1 protein-coding gene and 2 pseudogenes are annotated in these 2443 nt (G+C 69.6%); all 3 read right to left on the reverse strand.

The features are described from left to right. Positions 1 to 539, reverse strand: a pseudogene (locus tag B2Y21_RS09450) (cell division protein FtsA); the annotation flags it as partial. Positions 540 to 566: 27 nt separating this feature from the next. After that, positions 567 to 1406 (reverse strand): cell division protein FtsQ/DivIB, encoded by an 840-nt coding sequence (locus tag B2Y21_RS09455; protein WP_292059222.1) that lies wholly within the window; start codon positions 1404 to 1406, stop codon positions 567 to 569. Continuing rightward, positions 1394 to 2333, reverse strand: a pseudogene (locus B2Y21_RS09460) (D-alanine--D-alanine ligase). Before B2Y21_RS09460 ends, B2Y21_RS09455 begins: the two are co-directional and overlap by 13 nt. Positions 2334 to 2443 lie beyond the last annotated feature (110 nt).

Genomic DNA, 2443 nt, shown 5'->3' on the forward strand with positions numbered 1-2443 from the left:
GACATGGAGACGACCAGCAGATCCAGCCCCAGAGAGCCGCCGCGCATCGAGCGCGGATCATGGACGCCGCGCGCCCCGTCCACCGACCAGGCGATGGGCAGGACGTGGATCGGGCGCCGGTTCGGCAGGCGGATCTGGGCCAGGGCCATGCCAATGGCGCGCGCCAGGTCGGCGTCGCTGATCGGATGCGAGCCGAGCGAGACGCGCGCCTGCACCCGGTGGCTGGCCATCTGGCCGATGGCCGTGGTGACGACGACGCCGGAGACGGGGGCGCCCGCCGCGCGCTCGGCGCGTTCGACGGCGTGGCCGATGGCCTGGGCCGTCTCGTCCATGTTGACGATGGCCCCGCCCTTGACGCCGCGCGACTGGACGTGGCCGGCGCCGGCGACGCGGATGGTGCGGTCGGCGTGGCGCACGCCGTCGGGCTTCATGATGAAGCAGGCGACCTTGGACTGGCCGAGATCTAGCGCGGCCACGACCGGCGCGCGCGGCGCGCCCCTGCCCTGTTCCGGCTTGATGTCTCGGCTGCGTCCAACCATGGGGTGGTGTCCTAGGAAATCAGAGGGTCAAACGGCGCCTTCGGAAGGGCGAACGGCCACTTCTTCCGGCGTGCGAAGGTCGATGCGGGCGAAGCCCAGGTCCAGCAGGCGTTCGCGCTGGTCCAGGGCGTCGAGGCGGATGAGGGCGGATTCCTGATCCACGGCGGGCAGCTGGATCAAGGCGCCGTCCTTGAGGCGCAAGTCCCAGCGGCGCTCGTCCACACGGACCAAGGCGTCGACCTTGGCCATCAGGCGCGGACGCTGGGCCAGCAGGGGCAGAACGTCGGAGGCGGCCTGATCGGCGCCCTTGCCGACCACCAGCGGCAGGCGCGGATAGCGGCCCGCGTCGGCTCCCGGAATGACGATGCCTTGGGCGTCGATGACGTGCGCCTTACCGCCCACCTGCCAGACGGCGAGGCGGTCGTGCTCCTTGACGTCGACGATCAGGGTGTCGGGCAGCAGGCGCACCACGCGCGCCTCCTTGACCCAGCCGACCGACTGCACCCGCTCGCGCACGGCGGCCAGATCCAGGCTGACGATGGGCTGATCGGCATGGACGCCGACGGCGGCGCGCACGGCGGCGGCGGCCTCGGGCGAGGCGCCCGTGACATGGACCTGACGCACCTTCAGGCCCATGCCGGTCGTCATGGCGTCAAAGCGTTCGGTGACGGCCGTCGAGATACGCTCGGCGCGCGCGCCTGTGGCCAGCACGGCCGCCAGAATGCCGACGCCGACCACCAGGGTCGCCGCCACGACGCGCGGCGACATGTCCAGACGGCCGATCTCGGCCGCGCGGCCGGACGGAGCGCCCCGCGCGCCGCGCTTGCCCGAAGACTGTCGCCGACCGCCGCGCACTACCGCGGGCATGAGGCGTCCTCCACCATCCAACGAACCAGTTCGCGATAATCCATACCGACGAAGGCCGCCTGCTCGGGAACGAGCGAGGTCGGGGTCATGCCGGGCTGGGTGTTCACCTCCAACAGAACGAGAACGTCGTTAACATCGTCATAACGGAAGTCGGCGCGGGAGACGCCCCGGCACCCCATGGCCGCGTGGGCCAGCTCGGCCTGACGTAAAGCCTTGTCAAAGACGTGCGGCGGCAGCTCGGCGGGCAGGACATGGCGCGAGCCGCCGGGCGCATATTTGGCTTCGTAGTCGTAGAAGCCCTTGGTCGGGGTGATGTCGGTGATGGTCAGAGCGCGCGGGCCGGTCGCCTCGCCGATCACGCTGACCGCCAGTTCCTTGCCGGGGATGAAAGGCTCGACCATGACCTGATCGCCATAGGCCCAGTCCTCGGCGCCGACCTCGGCCACCGGACGGTTGGCGCCCTCGCGCACCACATAGACGCCGACGGACGAGCCTTCGGCGTTCGGCTTGACCACNNTAGGGCGGGTCGATGACGTGGCGGCTTGCGACCTCATGCCGGTCGAACAGGCCGCCGCCGGGCACGATGACGCCCGCCGCGTGCAGCACGGCCTTGGACTTGTCCTTGTCCATCGCCAGGGCCGAAGCCAGGACGCCGGAGTGTGTGTAGGGAATCTTCAGCGTCTCAAGGATGCCCTGGACGCAGCCGTCTTCGCCCCATTTGCCGTGCAGGGCGTTGAAGACCACGTCGGGCTTCAGCGCCGTCAGCACCTGGGCGAGGTCGCGCCCGGCGTCGACGCGCGTGACCTTGGCGACCTGCCCTTCCAGGGCGTCCGCGCAGCCGCGACCCGAGGACAGGGAGACCTCGCGTTCCGACGACAGACCGCCCATCAGGACAGCGACATGGAGGGTGTTCAAGGGCGTACGCATGGCGACATCCGAAGACTAGCCCACCCCTATGCCCTGAATACGGTTAACCGGTTGGAAACGATACGGGGTCGTGGAAGGAAATTCGTCACCATCTTCCTTCTCCCCTTGAG

Source organism: Brevundimonas sp. UBA5936 (genome assembly GCA_002430835.1).
Classification (GTDB): Bacteria; Pseudomonadota; Alphaproteobacteria; order Caulobacterales; family Caulobacteraceae; genus Brevundimonas.

Excerpts from the sequence above, each read along its gene's own strand:
- B2Y21_RS09455 (WP_292059222.1), bottom strand. The coding sequence starts at position 1,406 with ATGCCCGCGGTAGTGCGCGGCGGTCGGCGACAGTCTTCGGGCAAGCGC.